The organism is Amycolatopsis heterodermiae, assembly GCF_034929455.1.
In the GTDB taxonomy this organism is placed as follows: domain Bacteria; phylum Actinomycetota; class Actinomycetes; order Mycobacteriales; family Pseudonocardiaceae; genus Amycolatopsis; species Amycolatopsis heterodermiae.
The window spans coordinates 87,201-103,450 of the sequence record NZ_JAYFSI010000021.1 but is presented as its reverse complement, the minus strand read 5'-3'; the positions used below and the strand labels follow the sequence as shown (position 1 = coordinate 103,450).

Annotated in this window: 6 protein-coding genes; 5 read left to right on the top strand and 1 reads right to left on the bottom strand. The window is 75.8% G+C overall.

All coding sequences use genetic code 11. The annotated features are described in order from the left end of the window. Nucleotides 1-1,114 precede the first annotated feature (1,114 nt). From VA596_RS47695 to VA596_RS47680, 4 genes are all read left to right on the top strand, one after another. Nucleotides 1,115-1,789, top strand: coding sequence for a helix-turn-helix transcriptional regulator (locus tag VA596_RS47695; RefSeq protein ID WP_323337164.1), 675 nt, complete (start codon nucleotides 1,115-1,117; stop codon nucleotides 1,787-1,789). Nucleotides 1,790-2,201: 412 nt separating this feature from the next. Next, nucleotides 2,202-4,913 (top strand): helix-turn-helix transcriptional regulator, encoded by a 2,712-nt coding sequence (locus VA596_RS47690; RefSeq protein ID WP_323337162.1) that lies wholly within the window; start codon nucleotides 2,202-2,204, stop codon nucleotides 4,911-4,913. A 124-nt stretch (nucleotides 4,914-5,037) separates the two neighbouring features. Beyond that, nucleotides 5,038-7,788 (top strand): AAA family ATPase, encoded by a 2,751-nt coding sequence (locus tag VA596_RS47685; RefSeq protein WP_323337160.1) that lies wholly within the window; start codon nucleotides 5,038-5,040, stop codon nucleotides 7,786-7,788. Between the two features lie 9 nt (nucleotides 7,789-7,797). After that, nucleotides 7,798-10,533 (top strand): AAA family ATPase, encoded by a 2,736-nt coding sequence (locus tag VA596_RS47680; RefSeq protein WP_323337158.1) that lies wholly within the window; start codon nucleotides 7,798-7,800, stop codon nucleotides 10,531-10,533. A gap of 11 nt (nucleotides 10,534-10,544) precedes the next feature. Here the strand turns inward: VA596_RS47680 and VA596_RS47675 are convergent, their stop codons facing one another. Beyond that, nucleotides 10,545-13,274, bottom strand: coding sequence for a helix-turn-helix transcriptional regulator (locus tag VA596_RS47675; protein WP_323337156.1), 2,730 nt, complete (start codon nucleotides 13,272-13,274; stop codon nucleotides 10,545-10,547). A 206-nt stretch (nucleotides 13,275-13,480) separates the two neighbouring features. Between VA596_RS47675 and VA596_RS47670 the strand changes: the two genes are divergently transcribed. Continuing rightward, nucleotides 13,481-16,249 (top strand): AAA family ATPase, encoded by a 2,769-nt coding sequence (locus tag VA596_RS47670; RefSeq protein ID WP_323337154.1) that lies wholly within the window; start codon nucleotides 13,481-13,483, stop codon nucleotides 16,247-16,249. The last annotated feature ends 1 nt before the right edge of the window (nucleotide 16,250 follow it).

Sequence of the window (16,250 nt, the reverse complement as noted above, 5' to 3'; positions counted from 1 at the left end):
GTGTGATGTCGGTGGCGGGCCGGGAGAACGGCTTGAAGGGGTAGTGGTTCTTCGTCGAGGTTCGTGGCCGGTGTGAAGCTGGCGGCGAGCCCGGAGAACGGCCCGAAGGGGTAGTGGTTCTTCGTCGGGTTCGCGGCGGGTGTGATGTCGGTGGTGAGCTGGGAGAACAGCCTGAAGGGGTAGTGGTTCTTCGCTGAGTTTCGCGGCCGGTGTGATGTCGGTGGCGAGCCGGGAGAACGGCTTGAAGCGGTGTGGTTCTTCGCTGAGGTTCGCAGCCGGTGTGAAGCCGGTCCGCGGGCCGGAAGAACGGCCTGAAGTGGTTCTTCGTCGAGGTTCGCGGCCGGTGTGGAGCCGGTCGCGGGCCGGGAGAACAGCCCGAAGAGGTAGCAGTTCTCCGGTGACAGCTCGCGGTCGGGTGAAGAAGCCGGTGGCTAGCCGGGAGAACGGTCTGAAGGTGATCGGGAGGGGCTCCTCGCGGGCCCTGCCGGTGAAGCTGGTTGCTCCGCGGCGCATCGAGCGCCGCGGAGCTTCTTGCGTTCGGAGCTGCCCACGATGGGAGATGACCTTCAGTCCGGGCGTGGGCGAGGCTGTTCGCGGGAGCCGACCGCCCGTTGGCACCGTGCCGGACGTGCCGGGCTTAAGGTTCACCAAAGGTTCTTTCGCGCGAACCGTGTCACCTGAGCGCTTTAGCACGGAACAGCAAACCGAATCAACCTTAAGTTCAGGTCAAGAACCGGGAGTTTTGGTGCTATCTTGACAAGGGAAACGCGCCGTGCGGCCCGGGTAAACGGGCAACGCGGTTGCCCGAACTCCCCTCCGGGCCGTTCGCGAATTGTTCGCCGGTGCGCGGTGCGGAATTCGCCCCGTGGGGGCGGGGTACGGTCCCGCCGGTGCCGGGATCGGGTCGCTGACCAGGGGATTTTCCTGCGGGACCGTCGATACCGAACCTTCGGTGCGGCCCGTCCCGCAAGGCGGGTTCGGTGGCCACGAACTTCTCTTCCACTCACCCGGAATTCGTTGACCGTGCTGATAACCCCTTCGTAGTGTCTGCCGTGTCCTCATCAGGGGACGAGCATTGGTGGACACGCAAAGCTCAGGAAGAAGGGGGCTTTCCATGGCCGGCATCCGAACCATTTCCCCGATCGGCCCGCGCACGCTGGACGCGGCCCGTGACGCACGAACCGGAATCATCGGCGACTTCGTGGAAAGCGCGGACATGCCGCTGGCCGCGCTCGGCGCCGGGCTGCGGCTCGGCGGGGGCAACGCCGCTTTCTTCCGCTGGCTCGGCCGCCGCCCGGCCGAGGTGCTCGGCGAGTCGTTCCCCGAGCTCGTCGCCACCGGCCCGGACTACCTGCGCGAGCGGCTGAACCGCGTCGCCGAAGGGCGTGAGCAGCGCTTTCGCGGCAGCGTCAGCGGCCTGGTGCCGGCCGGCGCCGACCGCGTGACCATCGTGGCCGGCCGGATGCGGGCGCCCGGTGCGGCGATCCTGCTGACCGTGCTGCCGGAGACGGCCCCGGCGGGCCTCGCCGGGGCCCGCGCGGAGCTCGCCGGCTCGGTCACCGGCATCGAAGCCAAGATCCTGCAGGGCATCGCGAGCGGCATGTCCAGCCTGGAGATGGCCGACAAGTTCTACCTGAGCCGCCAGGGGATCGACTACCACGTCGCCCGCCTGCAGCGGAAGTTCAAGTCACGCAACCGCGTCGAGCTGATTTCGCGGGCCTTCGCCTCCGGGCTGCTCGACTCCACGGCGTGGCCGCCGCGGGTGCCGGAGTGCCGCCGCGCGAGCTGACGCCGCCGCCGATCATGACGCGGAAGTGGCCGTGCGGTGAAGCTCCCGCATGGTCACGGTGCGGTCCTCGTAACCGGTTCCGGCCCGCCGGGCCGTCACCGTGGTCCTCCCGGGTGGTTACGCAACGACGTTGTGTCGCCCCAAGTGCACATTTGAGCGGACAACCTGTCCCTGCTTCGTGGCCTTTGGGGCAAAACCGCTGGTGAAAGCCCCATTCATGCCCGACTTCGCATCTCCTTCGGCACCCACCGTACTGCTCAGATGAGCACGGGGATCCCGGTAGTGAGGGATAACCCCTGCCGGGTGTGGTCGCTCTATTCGGTAAGACGATCACGCGATGAGATGGAAGCACGTGAAGGACTGTTCGCTCTGTGTGACGGGAACGGGTCCGATGGGAGGACGGGGAAACGGGATGGCAGACCGGGACGCCGGGACAGCCGGGCGGACGCCGGCCGGACGCGACGCCGAGCTGAGCTGGCTCGCCGCACGCCTGAGCGCCGGCGCACCCCGGGAAAGCTCCGTCGTCGTCCTGCGCGGCCGGGCCGGCATCGGCAAGACCAGCCTGCTCGACGCCGCACTGGCCGCCCGCTCGGACACCGTCGTCTGCCGGAGCGCGGGCGTGGCCGGTGACGCCGCCGCGGCGTCCCGGGGCCTGCTCGCCGCGCTGCGCGAAGCCGGCGCCCCGGTCGCGGACCCGGAACCCGAACCGGACGCGTTCGCCGCGTGGTACGAGGACTTCGCCGCCTGGGCGGCCGGGAAACCCGGGATCGTGTTCGCCGTCGACGACGTCCAGTGGTGCGACGAGCCGACCCTGCGGTGGCTCAGCCTGCTCGCCCGCCGCGCCACCCGGCTGCCGCTGCGGATGATCCTGGTCCGGTCGGCCGCCGACGGCCCGGCCGGCGCGGCCGAGCGGCTCTCCGACCTCGAATCCTGGTACGGCACCGAAGTCCTCGACCTCGGCCCGCTGCCCACCTCGGCGGTCGCCGCGCTGGCGCGCGAGGCCGTCGGCTCGGAGCCGGGGGAGCGGTTCGTGCGGCACTGCGTCGAGCAGTCCGGCGGGAACCCGTTGCTGCTGCGGGAGATGCTCGACGAGCTGCGCAAGGTCGCGGCCGGTGTGGCGCCGGTGGCCGGGTCCGCGGCCGGGTCGGCGCTGATCCGCTCGTTGTTCGCCGGCGTCCCCGGCTACGCCCGGACCGTCGCGACGGCCGTCGCGGTGCTCGGCGGCCAGGACCTGTGGATGGTCGCGCGGCTGGCCGAAGTGCCGGTGCGCACCGCCGAGACCGCCGTGGAAGTGCTGCGCAGCCAGCACATCCTGGCGCCCGAGGGCCTCGCCTTCCGGCACGACCCGGTGCGCGACGGCCTGCTCGGCGCCGTCGATCCCGCCGAGCTGAGCCGGCTGCGCCGCGCCGCCGCGACCCTGCTGAGCGACGCCGCCGGGTCCCCGGAAGAGGTGGCCGAGCAGCTGCTCGAACTCGACGCGCTGGAACCGTGGATGGGCGACCTGCTGCGCGACGCCGCGCGCAGCGCCTGCGACCGGGGCGCGCCCTGGGACGCGGTGCGCTACCTGCGGCCCGCGGCCGCCGCCCGTCCGTCCGACGCCGGGCTGGCCGTCCAGCTCGCCGAGACCGTCGCGCTGCTCGAGCCGGCCGGCGGGTTCGACCTGCTGCTGCGGGCCCTCGACCTGCAGCGGGACCCGGCCGAGCGGGCCCGCACCGCGGTGAAGCTGGGCCGGCTGGCGCTGGTCGCCCGGCGGTGCGCCGCCGCGGTGACCGTGCTGGAAAGCGCTCTCTCCGAGCTCGGCGCGGAGTCGGATCCCCAGCTGCGGGTGTCCCTCGAGGCGTTGCTGTGCCTGGTCGGCATCGAGGACCGCGAGAGCCTGCCGAAACTCGGCGCCCGGCTGCGTCCCGGGGACGACGTCGTCGACGCCGGGCACCTGGCGGTCTGCGCCGTCGTCGCCGCGCTCGACGGCGCCCGTTCGCGGCAGTCGGCCGAGTGGGCGATCCGCGCGATCCGCGGGTACGACCCGATCGCCGACGACTCGGCGGTCAGCGCGACCGTCCTGGCGTTGCTGCTGGCCGACGAGGTCGACGTGGCGCGCGACGAGCTGAGCCGCGTGATCGAGCTGGTCCCGGCCCAGCGCAGCGAGTACCTGGCCTTCCGCGGCCTGCTCGGGCACTGGTGCGGCGACCTCACCGCGGCGGCCGCGGACGCCGGGCAGGCCTACGCGCTCGGCCGCCGCGCCGACGGCCGCACCGGCGGCGTCGTGCCGCGGATCGCCCTCGCTACGGTCGTCGCGCAGCAGGGCGACACCGCGAAGGCGGCGGAGCTGCTGCGGGAAGCGGACTCGCCGCAGCTGTGGGAGCACACGGTGATGCGGCCGTGGTTCCAGCTCGTCGACGCGCGGGTCCACTGGGCGTCCGGGGACCTCGACGCGGCGCTGGCGTTGTTCCGCCGATGTGGGGAAAGCCTGGACGAGGTCGGCATCGGTAACCCGCTGCTGGCGCCGTGGTGGTTCGAGGCCGCGTGCCTGCTGGCCGACGACGGGCAGTATGACGCCGCGGCCGACCTGGCCGCCGACGGCACCGGCCCGGCGCTGCGCTGGGGCACCCCGCGCGCGGTCGGCATGGCCCGCCTCGCCACGGCGGTCGCCACCCCCGGCGACGACCGGATAGGCCTGCTCGAGGAAGCGGCCGCCATCCTGGCCGGCTCGCCGGCCCGCCTGGAGGAAGCGCTGGCGGAGTTCCAGCTCGGCCGCGCGCTGGTCGAGGCGGGGGATACGGCGGCGGCCCGCGCCCGCCTGCGACGCGCAGCGGAGCTGAGCCTCCGCAGCGGCGACCGCCGGCTGCTCCACCGCGCCCAGCAGACGGCGGCCGAGGCAGGCATCCCAAGCCAGGTGAAGCCGGTGGCGACGCTGAGCCCGGCCGAGCGCCTCACGGCGGGGCTCGCCGGCCGCGGGGTAAGCAACCGGGTCATCGCGGAGCGGCTGTTCGTGACGGTCCGGACGGTGGAGACCCACCTGACGAGCGTGTACCGCAAGCTGCGCATCACGGGCCGCGCCGAGCTGGCGGCGGCGCTCGACCAGACGGATGACGGCCGCCCGGGTGTGCTCGGCGGTGTCCGATGACCACGGCACCCGGTGACGCTTTCCTTGCCGCAGAACGTTTTTCTGGCAACGTGCCCGTTCTCGGAGGACGGTCGGTACGCCCGCTTGCCTTGCGGACCGAGGGTTCGTGGCTCGGAGCCGTCCGGTGAGCGCCGTGCGGCGGTTCGAAGCCGACGGTGGTGATCTGCTCGTCGAACGGGAAACCGAGCTGCGGCTCCTCACCGATCTCCTCGGGGACCTCGAACTCGGCCGCGCCGGGTCCGCCCTGGTCCTCGGCCCCGCTGGGAGCGGGCGGACCGCGTTGCTCGGCGAAATCGCCGCGCGGGCCGCCGAACGAGGGCTGCAGGTGTTCGCCGCTCGCGGGTCGGCCACCGAAGCCGACCTGCCCTACGGCCTGCTCTCCCAGCTGCTCACCCCCGTGCCGGAGCTGGCGGACCTCCCGTGGCTGCGCGCCGCGCTCGAAGGCGGGCCCGATCTGCCCGTGCTGCACGAACTGCTCTGCCAGCGGCTTCTGGAATCGGCGCGGCGGCGGCCCGTCCTGCTCGTCGTCGACGATCTCACTCTCGCCGACGAGGAGTCCGCCGCTTGGCTGGCCGCGCTGCAGCGGCGTCGCGGGCACGATCCCGTGCTGCTGCTCGCCGCCCACTCCGGGGCGGCCGGGTCCGACGGCGAGGAGCCGGTGGGGGGCCTGCCCTGGGAGAACCGGCACGTCGTGCGGCTGCGGCCGCTGAGCGAGGCCGCCGTCCGGCGGGTGGTGCACGCCGGGCCGGCGCCGCGCCCGCCCGTCACCGAGGTGTACCAGGCCACGCGCGGCAACCCCGCGCTGCTGACCGAGGTGCTCGCCCGCGCGGCCGCCGGCCCCGGGCCGGAGATCGACGCGATCACCGCGGACGTCCGGCGTGACGTCGTGCTCGACCTGCTCGCCCGGCTGCCCGCCGACCTCGCCGCGCTGGTGCGGACGATCGCCGCGGTCGGCACCCTCGACGAGGCCTACCTGCGGCCGCTCGCCGGCCCGCTCGGCATGCCGCTGAGCCGCGCGCTGCGCGTGCTGGCCGACTCCGGCCTGGTCGGCACCGACCCGGCCGAGCCGATGAACCCCCAGGTGGTCACCTGGGTGCTGGCCGCGACCGGCCCGGCCGAGCGGGCCGCGACGCGCCGCCGCGCCGCCGAGCTCGGGCACCGCCGGGCCGCGCCCGAGGAGGACGTCGCCGGGCTGCTGCTCGGCTCGGAGCCGGTCGGCGAGGCCTGGGCGCTGGAGACGTTGCGGGCGGCCGCGTTGCGCCGCCGCGAGGTCGGTGACCACGCCGGCGCGGCCCGCTACTACCGCCGGGCGCTGGCCGAACCGGTGGCCGCCGGGACGTCGGCGCGGCTGCGTCTCGAGCTCGAGACGGTCGAGGCGTCGTCGTGCCACTTCACCGGGGACCTGCGGCTGGCCCGCGCGACCCGGGTGTCGGCCGACGGCGACTCTGTCCGAACGCGACTGTCCGCAGTGGACCTGATGATGCAGCGGGGCGCCAAGGACGACGCGCTGCGCGAGCTGGCCGGCCTGAGCGGCGCGGCGCTCGGCGACCGCGACCGCGCGGACCTCGCGGCGCTGCACTGGCTGGCCGAAGGCGCCGGCAGCGGCGCCGCCACCCTCGGCATCCCGGCCGCGGCGGACGTCGATCCGGCCGCGATGAGCCCGGCGCAGGCGGCCGCCGCGTCGTGGCTGACGACGACGGCCTGCCGGGACGCCAAGGCGGCCCGGCGCCTGGCCCGCCGGGCCTGCGAGTCGCCGCACGAGCGGATTTCCCTGTACTCGCCGCGGCTCGCGCTGGCCGCCACCCTCGCCCAGACCGACGACGTCCTGGAGGCCCTTTCCGTCTACGACGGGGTGCTGGCCGACGCCAGCGCGGCCGGGGCCAGGGTGCCCGTCGCGCTGGCGCTGACCGGCCGCGCCTGGATCCACCTGCAGCGCGGCCGGGTCCAGGACGCCGAAGAGGCGCTGGCCGAGGCCACCGCGGCCGGTCCGCCGGGCGGCTGGCCGCCGACCGTGGCCGGGTCGCTCGGCACCGTCGCGATCGCCGCCGCGCTCACCCGCGGGGACCTCGCGGCCGCCCAGTGCGCCGTCGACGCGACGGCCGGCGACGGCAGCCTGCGGTTCTCCTCGCCGTACCTGCTGTTCATGCGCGGGCTGCTGGAGCTCGACCTGAAACGCCACCAGCGGGCGCTGGGCCTGTTCCAGGAGTGCGGCCGGCGGATGAACGCCGTCGGCTGGACGAACCCCGGCCTGGTGCCGTGGCGCTCGCACGTCGCGATCGCGGCCCAGGCCCTCGGCGACGAGCACACCGCCGCCGCGATGATCAGCGAGGAGTGGCAGCTGGCGCAGGCGTGGGGCACGCGCACCGCGATCGGGCGGACCCACCTGGGCGCCGGGGTCGCGGTCCGGTCCGAGGACGCCGTGTTCCGGCTGACCCAGGCGGTCAACGCGCTCCAGCAGTCCCCGGCCCGCGTGCTCTACGTCGAGGCGCAGCTGCTGCTCGCCGCCGCGCAGCTCAACCGCGGCCAGACCGGCGGCGTCGCGCGCCTGCTGCGCGAGGCCGAGCGGCTGGCCACGGCCTACCAGCTCGGCTGGGCGACCGCCCGCCTCGCCGACCTCGGCAAACGCCTTTCCGAGCGGCCCCGGCCGCTGACGTCGCACCGCACGGCGTCCCGGCGCTGGCGCGCGCTCTCCCCGAAGGCGGCCGACCTCGTGCGCCGCGTGCTGGCCGACGCGTCCAACGCCGAGCTGGCGGCCGAGCTCGGGATCAGCAAGCGCGCGGTCGAGCTGCGGCTGACCGCGATCTACCGGCAGCTCGAGGTGACCGGGCGGACCGAGCTGCGCGAGCTGTTCGCCGCGCTGGACAAGGAGCTCTGATCCGTCGTCATGATGATCGAGCGCGCGGACCAGCTGGCCGCGCTCGCCGCCGCCGTCGCCCGGGTGCGCGGCGGCGCGGGGGAGTTCGTCGTCGTCCGCGGCGGGCTCGGCACCGGCCGCTCCGCCCTGCTGCACGCGGCGGGTGAAGAGGCCGCGGCGCGCGGCTTGCGTGTCGTGAGGGCTGTGGCGACGCCGCTGGAGCGCCAGGTCGCGCACGGCGTCGTCTGGCTGCTGCTGGAACCGCTGCTGGAGGCCGGGCGGCGCCGCGAGCTGCCCGCCGAAGTGCGGCCCGACCTCGAATACCCGCCCGCGCCGCCCGACCCGCGGCGCGCGCACCTCGTGCTGCACGAGCTGCTGGAGCTGTTCACCGAGGTCGTCCACGACACCGGCCCGGTGGCGCTGCTCGTCGACGACCTGCAGTGGGCGGACGCGGCGTCGCTGCGGTGGCTCGCCTACCTGGCCAACCGGATGGGCGGGCTGCGGGTCCTCGTCGTGGCGACGCTGCTGGAGGGCGACGACGCCGCGGACGACGTCGTGGTCAAGGACATCGCCCACACCGCGGCGCGCACGGTGCACGCCACCCCGCTCTCGGCCGGCGGCGTGCGGGCCTACCTGGCCGCGCGCTGCGGCGTCCCGCCCGAGGACGCGTTCACCGACGCCTGCCACACCCGCACCGGCGGTTCGCCGATGCTGCTGGACGCGCTGGTCAACACCATGCTCGGGCACGGGCTGCACCCGATCGCCGCGGCCGCCGCCGATCTCGCCGCCCTGCGGCCCTCACCCGCCGCGGCCCGGCTGACCCGGTGCCTGCGTGCGCAGCCGCCCGCCGTCGGTGCGGTGGCGAACGCGATGGCCGCGCTCGGCGAGGCGACCGAGGCCGACGTCGTCGCCGAGGTGGCCGGCCTCGACCTGCCGGACTTCGACGCGGTGGCGCGGGCGCTGCGGCGCCTCGGGCTCGTCGAGGACCCGGCGGGCGGGTTGCTGCGGTTCGCCGGCGCGATGGTCGGCGACCTCGTCGCCGACCAGCTGACCGCGGGGGAGCAGGACCGGCTGCACCTGCGCGCGGCCAACGTCTTCTACCGGTACGGGCGTCCCGTCGAGCAGATCGGGCGGCAGCTGCTGGCGACCGTCGCCGAACCCGAGCCCTGGGCCGCGGAGGTGCTGCGGACCGCGGCGGGTGCCGCGCTGACGAAGGCCGAGCCGCGCACCGCCGCGCAGTACCTGCGCCACGCCCTGGCCCACCCGGGCGCCGACCGCGCGGAGCTGCTGGTCGACCTCGCCGCCGTCGAACGCGGGTACGACCTGGCCGCCGCGCACCGGCACCTGCACCAGGCGCTGGGCCTGCTGCGGGACCCGGCCGACCGGGCGTTCGCGCTCGGCCTGCTGCCGGTGGTGACCGGGGCCCGGTTCGCCCCCGACGTCCGCCAGGTCCGGCAGGTGCTCGCGCAGCTGCGCAGCGACCCGGGGCCGGACGCGGCCGAAGCGGCGTTGCGGCTGGAGGCCCGGCTGCGGTACGCGGAGCGGGGCGTGCCCGGAACGGGGGCCGAAGCGGCGAAGCGGCTGGCCGAGCTGGGCGACGCGCCGGCGCACGGGTCGCCGGCCCAGCGGGAGCTGGTGGCGGTCCTGCTGTACCTGGCGACCGTCGCCGACGCCGCGCCGCGGGAGTCCATTGTGGACATCGCGCGGCAGGTGCTGGAACGGGAACCCGGTTCGCCGAACCAGATGTACACCACCCTGCCGCTCACGGTGCTGGTGCTGGTGGCCGCCGACGCGCTCGAAGGTGTCGAGTCGTGGCTCGCCGCGGCCTGCGGGCCGGCCGCCGACCCGGACCTGCCGACGCTGGTCGCGTGGACGGGACAGGCCGTGGTCGCCGCCGCGTCGGGCCAGCTGGGCACGGCCCGCGAGCGGGCGCAGGCGGTGCTGGCCTCGGCCGGGCCCAGCCGGATCGGCATCACGTCGACGGCGATGCGCGTGCTGGCCGAAATCGCCGTGGAGCAACGGGATCCGGCGCTGGCGCGGCTGGTCGTCGACCACCTGGAGCCGGAGCACGAGCCGTGGCTGCGGTCGCTGGCCCACGGCGCGCTGGCGCTGACCGAGGCCAACCACACGGCCGCCACGGAGTACTTCCTGGACTGCGCGCACCAGCTGGAACGCTCCGGGCGCGTCAACGGCGTCCTGCTGCCCCTGCGCGGCCGGATAGCGTTGCTGCTGGCGGCGACCGACGATCCCGTGCGGGCCGAGGCGGTCGCGCTGGACGAAGCGTCGCGGGCCCTGGCCTGGGGCGCGCCGGCCGCCGTGGGACGTGCTTTGCGCGTGCGCGCGACCCTGCTCGACCGCGACGAGGACGCGGTGCCGCTGCTGCGCGAGGCCGCGGAAGCGCTGGCCCGCTCGGGCGACCGGCTCGAACTGGCCCGCACGCTGATCCTGCTCGGCGAACGCGACACCGGCCCGGACGCGCCGGAGCACCTCGAGGAAGGCCGCCGCCTGGCGGCGGCGTGCGGCGCGCACTGGCTGTCCGGCTCCGCCGCGGAACCGTCCGACTCGTCCGACGGCGGCCCGCTGACGGCGACCGAGCAGCGGGTGGTGGAGCTGGCGGTGTCGGGGCGCCGCAACCGGGACATCGCGGAGCTGCTGGAGGTCACGGTGCGGGCGGTGGAGAAGCACCTGACCAGCTCGTACCGCAAGCTGGGCATCTCGGGCCGGGCGCAACTGGCCGCGGCGATGCGCGGCCACCGCGCGGGCTGAGCCGCGGGCCGTCAGACCGCGGCGGCGGTGCCCAGGCGGCCCTGCAGCCAGGCGGCGGCCAGCTCCACCCGGGACTGGCAGCCCGTGCGCTCGAACAACGACGTCAGCCGCGCCTCGACGCGCTTCTCGCTCACCCTCAGCGCCGCCGCGATCTGGCGGTTCGTGCGGCCGCTCGCGACCAGGCCGGCGATGTGACGCTCCAGCGGGTCGAGCCCGGCGCGGTCCGCCCGGTCCGGCGGGACCGTGATCCGGCGGCGGTCCAGCAGGTCCTCGACCGAGGCCAGCGTCGCGGCGGCCTCCAGCCGCTTCAGCGTCCGGTGCGCTTCCAGCAGCCACGGCCCGGGCACCGGGCTCAGCTCCCCGAACGCCGCGCAGGCCTCGGCGACCCGGAACGCGTCGCCGGACCGGCGGGCCAGCTCGACGCCCGCCCGCACGGACTCCAGGTCGCCGCGCACGAGACCGCCGTACACCAGGGAGGCTTCCCGCACCGAAGCCGTCGGGCGGCGGACGGCGAGGCCCTCCAGCTCGGCCAGCACCCGGTCCGCGGCCGGCGCGTCGGCCTGCTCCCGCGCGGCCCGCAACAGCCGCGCCAGCAAGCGTTCCAGGCCCGCGCGCACCCCGCGTTCGCGGCAGGCCACGTAGTCCTGCCAACCCCGTTCCACGGCCTCGGCGTGCTGGCCCGCGGAAAGGCGTAGCCGGCAACGGACCCACGCGACGTAGGCCCCCGCCGACGTCTGGAAAGGCAGGCGCCGCAACCAGTCCGCGGCCCGGTCCGGCTCGTCGCGCTGGGCGCAGATCTCGGCGGCGAGCATACTCGCGAACCGGTGCCGCCGCGGTGGTTCCCACCAGGGGCGCTCGCCTTCGAGCTGCCGCGCCAGCGACAGCGCGGTGTCCCACTCGCCGTCGCGGTAGGCCTGCCGGACGGCGTGCCAGCCGGCCGTGAACCCGGTCGACGGCGGCCGGTAGCGCCCGGGCAGCACGACCTGGAGCACGCTCACCGAGTCGTGGACGTCGGCCGCTTCGGAGACGTCCTCGCGCGGGGGCACCCCGGCCAGCACCGGCCACGCCGAGTCCAGCCGGGAGCCGTCGCCGGGCAGCGCGCCCAGCAGGATCCCGGCGCCGAGGGAGAGCAGGTCGTCGTCCTCGGCCCCGCAGGCGCGTGCGAACTCCGCGACGGCCGAAGCGGCCGCCGTCCGGTCGCCCCCGCGGACGGCGTCGAGCAGCGGTCCCGCCCCGGTGACCAGGGCGGCCAGCGGGCGCACGACGTCGAGTTCGACCAGCCGCTGTTCGTGCGCGAGGGCGGCCAGCCAGCACACGAGTGTGGTCGCCGACAGGCGCTCGGCCGGCCGGGCTTCGCCGAGCCGCGGCAGGACGACGGTGGCGAGGTCGTCGGCGAGCAAGCCGTACCCGCCGGCCGCGAGGCTGCCGGTGAGCAGGGCCCGCAGCACGCCGGGGAACCGCTCGTCCGCCGGATCGAGCAGCCGCAGCGCCGTCACCCGGTAGCGGCAGGCCGTCGGCAGGTCGGTGTCCTTTCGCGCGGCCTCGGCGAGCAGCACCGCGGCCGCCTCGGGATCCGGTGACGGCGGCAGCTCGGCCAGGTGCCGGGCGATCTCCGCGGTACCGGCGGAAGGCCGCCGGGTGATCCCGCGGTGCAGCACGTCGCGCCAGCGTGCCCCGTGCTCCAGCCGCAGGCGGTCGGCCAGGGCCGGCACCGTGAACTCCACCGCGCCGTCGCCGCCGACGTGCAGGATCCCGGCCCGCACCAGCTCGTCCAGGCCGGGCCCGGCGGCCGGCAGCGCCAGCCCGGCCGACGCCGCGAGCCCGGGCAGCGCGTCGATCGAGGGGGTCTCCCGCTCGCCCAGCACCGCGACGACGGCGGCCAGCCGCCGGGCGGCCGGCCCGAGCCGCCCCAGCCGCAGGGCCAGCGGGTGACTGGCGGGCAGCACGATCGGCAGCCCGGTGCCGGCCAGGCAGACGTGCTCGTCGACGACCGCCAGCCGGCCGCGGGCCCGCAGGTCGGCGACGGTGGCGCGGACCGTGCCGGGGTTGCCGAACAGCGGGCCGAGCGCGGTGCGCAACGCCGTGACCAGCCCGGGGTCGCTCGCCGTCCGCCCGGCGGGTGTCGTCCAGGACGGCAGCAGCCCGGTCGTCTCGGCGTCGGTCAGCGGCCGCAGCTCGACGGTGCCGTCGGCGATGGCGAGCAGCTTGCGGACGGGCCTGCCGGCCGCGTCCGGGCCGAGCGCGGTCGCGACGGTGACCGTCCCGGCCGCGCGGGCGCCTTCGGCGACCAGGGTGAGCACCGCGGCGACGTCCGGCGGGACCAGGTCGAAGTCGTCGAACTGCAGCACGATCCGGCTGCGCGGGGCGAGCGTGGCGAGGACGGTGACCAGGTCGTGGGCCACCGTCAGCGGGCCGCCGCCGGTGCCGGAGTCCAGCCGCGTGCGCAGCCACGCGACGGCGCTGAGCATGCTGACCAGTTCCGTCCGGTCCAGCGCGGTGATCAGCTCGGCCAGCTGGGTCGCCAGCCGGAGCAGGACGGCGCCCGGTTCGGTGCCGGCGGGCACGGGCAGCACGGCGGCGCCGGAGCGGCGGCCGCGCTGGGCCATCGCGGCCAGCGCCGTGCTGCGGCCGCTGCCGGCCGGGCCCTGTACGACCCAGACCGCGCCGGGGCCGGACAGGAGCCGGTCGAGGGCCGCGTGGGCGTCGTCCGGTCCGGCGTTCGAGACGGCCGTCGCTGCCATTTCCCTCCTCGCACCGGCACGGGCGTCAGCGGCGCGCGCGGACGGGCGGTGGGTTCATCCCCTCACCCCGAGCGTGGCAACGGGTGTCCGCTTCGTCCAGCGGGCCCCCGGCGGCCGGTCACCTTCAGGCATCGTTGTTGCCCCGGCACACCCGGTCGAGCGATCGGGAGAAACAGCGGGTGTGCCAGAGCTGGTCCACTGGTCCCATGGGCGCTGGGAGCGGGCTGCGGGCGGACGCCCGCGCCGAGGAGGTCGGAGTCCTGCGCGACGACGCGTGGCTCGGCACCGCGCCGCTGACGGTGGTCGCGGGCGAGCCGGGCAGCGGCCGCAGCACGGTGCTCGACCGGCTGGCCGGGGAGCTGGCCGGATCCGCGACCGTGCTCGTCCTGCGGCTGGCCGAACTCGACCGCGAACTGCCCTACGGCGCGGTGTTCCGGCTGCTCAACCAGCTCGAGCCGGGCCGGGCGGACGACCCGGCGGGGCAGCCGCTGCGGGCCCTGATCGGGCGGCTCGCCACGGCCCCGCCGCGGAGCCCGGAGACCGCGGCCAGGGTCGCGAAGGCCGTCTTCCCGCTGCTGCGCGCCCGGAGCCCGCTGGTGCTCCTGGTCGACGACGCGCAGTGGATCGACGAAGAAACCGCTTTCCTGCTGGGTTCCCTGGTGCACCACTGCTCGGGGGACTCGCGGACGAGCGTCGTGGCCACCCTGCGGCTCGGCGCCGGTGACGACGTGCCCGGCGGCGCGGCCCTGCGCGCGACGTTCGCCCGGCTACAGGCCGAAGGCCGCGCCCGCCTGCGGCTGCTGCGGCCGCTTTCCCTGGCCCAGTCGCGATCCCTGCTGGCCGGGCTGGTCTCGGCCCGGCCGAACGCCGACCTGGCCGGCGAGCTGCACGCGGCGGCCCGGGGCAACCCGGCCGCGCTGACCGCGCTCGTGCGCGGTTACCGCGCGGCCGGGGCGATGCGGATCGTGGACCGCACGGCCTACCGCGCGGGCTGGGTCGAGCCGCCGGTCGCCACCGCGGACCACCCGCTGCTGCGCGCGGTGACCGAGGCCGGCGACGGCGTCCGCGAGGTGGCCGAGGCGATGGCGGTGCTCGCCCCGCTCGGCGCCGACGCGCCCGCGCTGGCCGCGTCCGCCCTCGGCCGGGACGAGGCCGTGGTCGCCTCGGCCCTCGACCGGCTCGTCGCGCGGCGCGCCCTGGTGCGGCGGCGCGACGGCGGCGTCCGGTTCCGCGTCCCGGCCGTCCGCGACGCCCTGCTGTCCCGGCTCGGGCCCTACGCCTGGCGCAGCCTGGCCGCGCGGGCGGTCAACGCCGTCTGGGACGGCGAAGTCACCGCGCCCGACGACGACTTCGTGCTCGACCGCGTCGCGCAGGCCGGGGCGCTGGTCGACGCCCGGCGCGCGGCGAAGGAGCTGCTGGAGCACGGCCGCCGCGTCCTGCTCACCGACGGCGCCAAGGCGGAACGGTGGCTCAGCGCGGCGGTGTCCCGCGTGACGACGCCGGAGGAGCGCGCCGGCGCGCTGCTGCTGCTCAGCGGCGCCCGGGCGCTGCACCTGCGGCAGGCCGAGGCGGGGGAGTGCGCCCGGCAGGTGCTGCGCGACCACGTCGCGCACCTCTCGCCCGCCCAGGCGCAGGAGCTGTCGATCGTGTTCATCACCGGGCTCACCGCCCGCGGGGAGCTCGGCGAGCTGGCCGAGATCGCCGCCGGCGTGTCCCCGGTGCTGCCGGACGACCCCGGGCTGGCGGTGATCAACCGCGCGTTCGCGCTGATGATGAGCGGGCACTGGCCCGAGGCGCGCGACCTCCTGGAGAACGGCCGCGACGTCTGGAGCGGCGGCAACACCGTGACCGCGGACTTCGGCACGATGTTCCTGGCCGGCTGCGGGGTCGTGCTCGGCGACTCGTCCCAGCTGTTCACGCTGGTGGCGCACCCGGAGCTGTGGCGGTCGGGGCACCTGCCCAACCACTGGTTCGAGCAGCGCCGGTTCGAGGTGGACATGCTGCTGCAGCTGGGGGAGCTGCAGCACACGCACCGGCGGATGCTCGACGCCGGCGTCACCGTCGAGCAGCTGAGCGGCCCGGACCGGTTCGCGCTGAGCTACCTCGGCGGCGACTGGCCGGAGGCGATGGAGCTGGCCCGCCGGACGCTGCTGGAGGGCACCGACCCGGCCCGGCCGATGCACAACATGATGATGCACGGCGCGATCCGGATCCTCGGCGCGCAGGGCTGGCTGGCGCGGGCCCGGTCGCTGGCCGCCGAGGGGCGTGACCTGCCGATGTCCCACGTCGTCGACCACGCGGAGTTCACCGTGCTGCGCAAGCTCGGCGACGACGAGGGCGCCGACGAGCTGCTGTTCTCGGCCGCGCGCAGCGCCGACCGCGGCGGCTACCTCCTGGGCACCGAAGACCTGTGGGCCGACCTGGCGCGCTCGGCGTTGCTGCGGAAGAACCGGCGCGAGGCCGAGCACTGGGTCAACCGCTCGGCGCGCACGGCGATGCGGCTCGACACGGCCCGCGCGCACCTGTGCCACCACCTGGCCCGCGCGGCGGTCTACCGCGACCCGGCCGCCGCCCGCCGCGCGGTGGCGATCGCCCGCGAGCGCCGCGACGTCCCGTACGAGACGGCGATGGCGTTCCTGTGGGCCGGCCTCGCCGGGCACGAGCCGGAGCGGTCGTTCACCGAGGCGTACGAGCTGTACGGCGAGGTGGGCGCGTGGTTCTGGCGGGCCCGGCTGCGGAAGCTGTTGCGGGACAACGGCTTCCCGGGCCCGGGACGCGCGGAGACGACGTCGGAGAACGAGCGGCTGCTGGCGATCCTGGTCGCCGAGGGGTTGACGAACCGGCAGCTGGCGGTCGTGCTGGACGCCAGTGAGAAGAGCGTGGAAGGCCGCTTGACGCGCATGTTCTCCCGGATCGGGTACGGCTCCCGCGTCGAACTGGCGGCCGCGATCCTGACGGGGGAGTACCTGTCGTAGG